This is a genomic window from Mycobacterium sp. 1245499.0 (genome assembly GCF_001673615.1).
GTDB lineage: Bacteria > Actinomycetota > Actinomycetes > Mycobacteriales > Mycobacteriaceae > Mycobacterium > Mycobacterium europaeum_A.
Map to the genome: position 1 here is coordinate 1 of NZ_LZMG01000171.1, position 5,478 is coordinate 5,478.

At 70.3% G+C, this 5,478-nt stretch carries 3 protein-coding genes and 1 pseudogene; 1 reads left to right on the forward strand and 3 read right to left on the reverse strand.

Annotated elements, in window-relative coordinates:
• The 3 genes and pseudogenes from A5646_RS09615 to A5646_RS09625 form a co-directional block, all read right to left on the reverse strand.
• A pseudogene (locus tag A5646_RS09615) lies at nucleotides 1-284 on the reverse strand (alpha/beta hydrolase); the annotation flags it as partial.
• Nucleotides 285-381: 97 nt separating this feature from the next.
• Nucleotides 382-3,003 (reverse strand): AAA family ATPase, encoded by a 2,622-nt coding sequence (locus tag A5646_RS09620; protein ID WP_067021415.1) that lies wholly within the window; start codon nucleotides 3,001-3,003, stop codon nucleotides 382-384.
• Nucleotides 3,000-4,151, reverse strand: a complete 1,152-nt coding sequence (locus A5646_RS09625; RefSeq protein ID WP_067021417.1) for an exonuclease SbcCD subunit D — start codon at nucleotides 4,149-4,151, stop codon at nucleotides 3,000-3,002. The genes A5646_RS09620 and A5646_RS09625 overlap by 4 nt, the downstream gene beginning before the upstream one ends.
• Before the next feature lie 334 nt (nucleotides 4,152-4,485).
• Here A5646_RS09625 and A5646_RS09630 point away from each other — a divergent pair.
• A partial coding sequence (locus A5646_RS09630) for a 13E12 repeat family protein (RefSeq protein ID WP_067021420.1) occupies nucleotides 4,486-5,478 on the forward strand: 993 nt, incomplete at its 3' end.

Sequence of the window (5,478 nt, forward strand, 5' to 3'; positions counted from 1 at the left end):
GAGTCGTCGTGCCGCGACATCCCCACCCCGCGGTGTTCGACCATGATGACGTCGAGGCCGGCCGCCGCTGCGCGCCGCCGCAGTCCCTTGTACATCTGCACCGACGCCACGCCCGGACCCCCGGGGATGATGACCACCGGACTGGAAGACTTACGGCCGGCGCGCACGTAGTACAGATCGAACTCTTCGGCGCTGTGCGGTGAGATCGGCCGGCGCACGGGTCGCACACCGGGCAGTTCCGCCAGCTTCTGCTGCACCCGGCTGCGCTTCGCGTTCATCGTCATTCGCGTGGCCCCACCATGTTCCCATTCTGCAGGCGAGGCGCCGGCATGGCATCGAATCGTTCTGACCAGCAGTTTCGGCCTCGGCCGGCCGCGTGGGCTAAGCGCTGAGATCGATGCGGTGCGCGCCCTTGACACCGTCGTAGCGGTCAGGGCTGCACGTCAGCACGATCACCTGCCCGTGGGTTCCCACGGTGTCGAACAGCTCGCCCATCTTGGTCAAGCGATCGGGGTCGGTGAAACCGAGCGCGTCGTCGACCACCACCGGGACGGCGTCCTCCTTGGCGACCAGGGCCGCGCCGGCCAGCCGGGCCAAGATGCCGAGCTGCTCCTTGGCCCCGCCGGACAGGGATTCGTACGGCACCGTGATGCCGTTCAGTGTGCGGCTGCGGATGCACAGGTCGCTGTCGATGTCGACCTCGAAGCTGGGGCCGAACACCGGACGCCCGAGTCGCTGCAGTTCCGCACGATAGGGCTCGACATATCGACGGCGGGTGGTGTCGCGGTGGCGCGTCATCACCGAGCGCAGCAGTTGCGCCGCCCGCGCGCGGCCGCCCACCTGGGTGTGCTCGCTGGCGGCGTGCTCACGCTCCGTCTGTGCGGCGTCGAGCTTACCCTGGCGTCCCTCACTGCCGAACACCGAGAGTTCTATGGTGATCTCGCGCAATGCGCGCGCGGCTCCTTCGTAGCGCTCGCGCAGCGAGTCGGCTTCCTTTGTCGCGTCGGCCAATTCGCTGGCGACCGCATCGGGTGCGGCCGCGGCCAGCGCTTCGGCGACTTCGGTGACGCGTTGCTGGGCGGCCTGCGCCGCGCTGCGCGCCGTGTCCGCCGAGGCCGCGAGTTCCGCATCGCCGGCGGATGCCCGCTCGGCCGTCAGCCGGCCGGCGGCGGCGTTCAGCTCGGCGCGCTGCGTCGCCAAGGTGTTCTGCAGAACCGTTGCGCGCGTGGATAACTCGGCGAGCGCAGTAGCCGCTGTGGCAGCGGCCTGACGGCGAGCCTCGTACTCGGTCGACGCGTCCTCGCGGGCCTGAAGCACCGCGGTGAGTTCGGCGCGTGCGGCCCCGATGTCCACGGGCGCGGCACTTGTCTCGGCGGGGTGTGCGGCGCGCAGCTGGGTGAGCCGCGATCGCAGCTCCTCGATCCGCTCTTCACCGCACAGGCCGGCCAGGGTGGCGCCGAGTTGATCACGGGTGCTCTGCAGCTCGCGGCGACGTTGGTCGGCGGATCGTGCGGCGTCGAGGTCGGCCACCTCGCCGGCCGCCAGCGCTGCGACCAACTCCTGCTGTGCCGCAGCGTGTTTGGCGTGCACGTCCAGTGTGTTCGCGCCCGGGGTGACCCGGGCGGTCAGGACGCCGGGGACCGTCACCTCGGTGGGTCCGGCGGCGGTGGTCGTCCAGCTCTGCCCGGCCGGCAGCCAGACCTGCCGGCCGCCGACGATGAGTTGAATGTCCGCCGCCGCGGTGAGTTCGATGGCTGCCGAGGTCAGCGCCAACTGGTCGCCGGTGCGGTCGACGGCGGCCGCGGCGTCCTCGATGCGGCGCAGCACCGCCTCGGTGACCGCGATGGTGGTGAGCTCGGCGCCGATCCGCTCGCGATCCCGCTCGATGGCGTCGATCCTGGCCAACCTGGCGGTCAGCCGGTCGGCCTCTTCGCGGTCGGCGAGCCGGTCGACCGTGCACCGCGCGGAGTCGGCCCGGCGGTGCAGCTCGGCCAGGGCCTCGGTGGCCTGGTGCAGCGCGGCGTCGGACGCTTCGGCCTCCGCATGCGCCGCGGCCTGGGCGGCGGCGGCTTCTTCGGCCTGCGCTTGCGTTTCGGCCACAGCCTCGGCGCGCGAGTCGATTTCGGCCAGCAGTTGCCGGCGTGCGGTGTGGGCGCCGCCCGCGGCGGTGGCGGTGGCGACCGCGGCGTCGGCGACCAGCTGGGCTTCGCGCTGCTGCGCGGTGAGCGCGGCGACGTTATCGGCGGCTTCCTGCGCGGCGGCCACCCGCGGGCCGACGGCGATCCGTTGCTGGGAGAGGTCGGCGACCTGCTGGGTCAACACGGCGTGGCGGGCCACCCGCTCGTCGACCTCGGCGACCGCGGCCGCGCACTCGGCAACCGCGGCCTCGGCGTCGGCCAGCCGAGCGATCGCGGCGGCCCACTCGCCTGTAGGGCGTCCGGTCGGGGTGAAGTAACGCCCGTATTCGGCGTCGATGCGTTCGATGAGCAATGGCTCGGTGCCGCACAACCCTCCGCTGTCGCCGGCGGCGACATCGAGCGCGCGGGACAGCGCGTCGCACCCGGACAAATCCACCGCGGCGGTCGACGCGGACTGCAGCACCCGCTGGGCATGCCACAGGTCGCTGTCCACCGTCTCGGCCAGCATCGCCCGGACCCGCTCGTGGGCTTCGTCACCGGTCAGCTGTTCGCGGCACGGCCGGATGACCGTCAGCTCGGTCTCACACTTCTTGTGAAACCGCTTGCGGTAGACGAAACGGTAAGGGCCGCAGCTTATTTCGGCGGACACCTCGGAGCCGACGTCGCTGTGGGTGGGCTTGACCTGTTTGACTTCCTTCTTCGTCGAACGGTCCCGGGCCTCCAACAGCAGGTCCAGGGCTTCGATCATCGACGACTTGCCGATCTCGTTCGCGCCACACACCACCACGACGCCGTGATCGGGGAATTCGATGTCCCGGTGCGAAATCCCGCGGTAGTTGGTCAGGATCAACCGGTGCAGCTTCACGCCGCACCCCGGTCGGTGAGGCGCAGCAGCAGCGCCAGCGCGGCCTGGGCGTCCACGGCGGTGGCGGGGTCCTCCTCGCGCGCCGTCGCCACCAGCTCTTCGACCGCTGCGGCGGCGAAACCTCCGATGCCCAGATCGCTGAACTCGCCGTCGGCCGGGATCACCGCCAGGTCGGTGTGGCTGTCCCACGTGCGCAGGTGGGCGAATAGCCGTGCGTATTTGTCCAGGCAGGCGTCCAGCGCGGCGCGGTCGGTGACCGTCAGCGAACCGGTCAGCGCCAGGCGCACCACGGTCCGGTCCTTCTCGGTCATCAGGTCGAGGTTCAAGTCGAGATCGGCGATGTCACGGCTGGAGTCGACCTGTCGGCGCAAGGTGACGAACCGCCAGCTTCCGACGTGCCGCGGCGTCACGGACACCGCGCGTTGCGGGTCGGCCTCGTCGACGTCGACGATCAGGACATGGCCTGGGTCGGCTTCCACGTCGTCGAAGTTGGTGACCTCCGGGGAGCCGGAATACCAGACCCGGCCGCTGTCGCCGACCCGGGTGAGCGAGTGCTTGTCCCCGAGCGCCACGTAGTGCACCGCGCCGCGCGACAGCGCGTCGTCAACGGTGGCGAGCCGGATCAGCGAGGGCTTGTCCCGATCGGGATCCAGGACGTCCACGCCGCCGTGCGCCACCAGGATCCGGGTGCCCGCGGCAGCGGGCAGGTCGTCGAGGACGTCGGCGACCAGGTCGGTGGTCGGGACCTTCGACCGCCACGGCGCGGCGACGATTTCCAGCCCGGGACGCACCTGGTGCACGCCGGCCCGGTCGAGCACCACGACGTTGTCGGGACGCTCGGAGGTGAACAGCGCGCTGGTGTACACCGACGAGGCGTCGAGGGGATCGTGGTTGCCCGGCAGCAGGTACACCGGAATTCCGATGGCGCGCATGGCTTCCAGGGACTGCCCGATGACCTTGGGCGGAAGCTGATTGTGTTCGAAGACGTCGCCCGACACCACAACGAACTCGGCGCCCACCTCGGCCGCCAGGGCGCCCAGACCGGAAACCGCGTCGCGGCGAGCCGCCGAATAGCGCGGCTGGGCGTCACCGGCGAGGAAGTGCCGGGTCATGCCCAACTGCCAGTCGGCGGTGTGCAGGAATCGCATGCCGGCGACCCCCTTTCGAAGTGCGTGTTTACCTGGGCATCGAGAGTTTAGGTCTGCGCACCGACAAGACGCGGGACCTCGATCGGCAGGTCTTGGTCCGAGAAATCCGGCAAGATCGTCTGGGCCTGTGCTGCGCGCCGAGCCGGAGCGGTCGCGAATTCTAAATGAGTTGCGCGAGTGTGAATCTATGGCGATTCGGGCGAGGTGGTCTTACATCCTTGGCACGGTCGATCACCGTGCGACACCGTGACCCCCACGAAATTATTTGCGCGAGTGTGAATCTATGGCGATTTCTCGGCCGATTTTTGTCGGTGGGTGCCGCTAGTTTGGCGGTGTGAGTGATGAGCAGGATGTCGAGGCGGCGTTCGACGCGCTCGATGCCGCCTGGGATCGGGTCTGCGCGCTGAACGTCGACGCGCTGAAGCCCCGGCAGCAGTTGGCGGTGTTGGCGCGCTGCGAAAAGCAGCGCCGGCGCATCCCAGCCGTCGAGCACCCCGTGATCAATTCCCTGGCCCGCCAAGCACCCTCGGTCGAACTCGGCGCCACAGCAGTCCAGGCCATCGCCGAGGCGACCCTGATCAGCCGCGCCGAAGCCGCCCGCCGCCTCAACGAGGCACGCGATTTGGGCCCACGCCACGGCCTGACCGGCGAACCGCTGGGCCCGATGCTGCCCGCCACCGCCGCCGGACAACGCGACGGCGCCCTGGGTGCGGGTCAGGTGGCGGTGATCCGCAAGTTCTACCACCAGCTGCCCGGCTGGATCGACATGCCCACCCGCGAGCGGGCCGAAGCGCGATTGGCCACCGAGGGCAGCCGGTTTCGCCCCGAACAACTCGCCGGGCTGGCCCGCACCCTGGCCGACTGCCTCAACCCCGACGGCACCTACACCGACGACGACCGGGCCCGCCAACGCGGTCTGACCCTGGGCAACCAGCAAGCCGACGGCATGTCGGCGCTGCGCGGCTGGCTCACCCCCGAAGCCCGCGCCACCCTGGAAACCGTCCTAGCCAAACTCGCCGCGCCCGGCATGTGCAACCCCCACGACGACACCCCCTGTGTGGACGGCGCACCCACCCAAGACGCCATCGACCACGACCCACGCTCGGCCGCCCAACGCCAGCACGACGGACTCAACGCCGCACTGCGCGGCGTGCTGGCCTCCGGGAACCTGGGTCAGCACAACGGGTTACCCGCCTCCATCATCGTCACCACCACGCTGGCCGACCTCGAAGCCGCCGCCGGGCGCGGGCTGACCGGCGGCGGCACCCTGCTGCCGATGAGCGATGTCATCCGCCTGGCCCGCCACGCCCACCACTATCTAGCCATC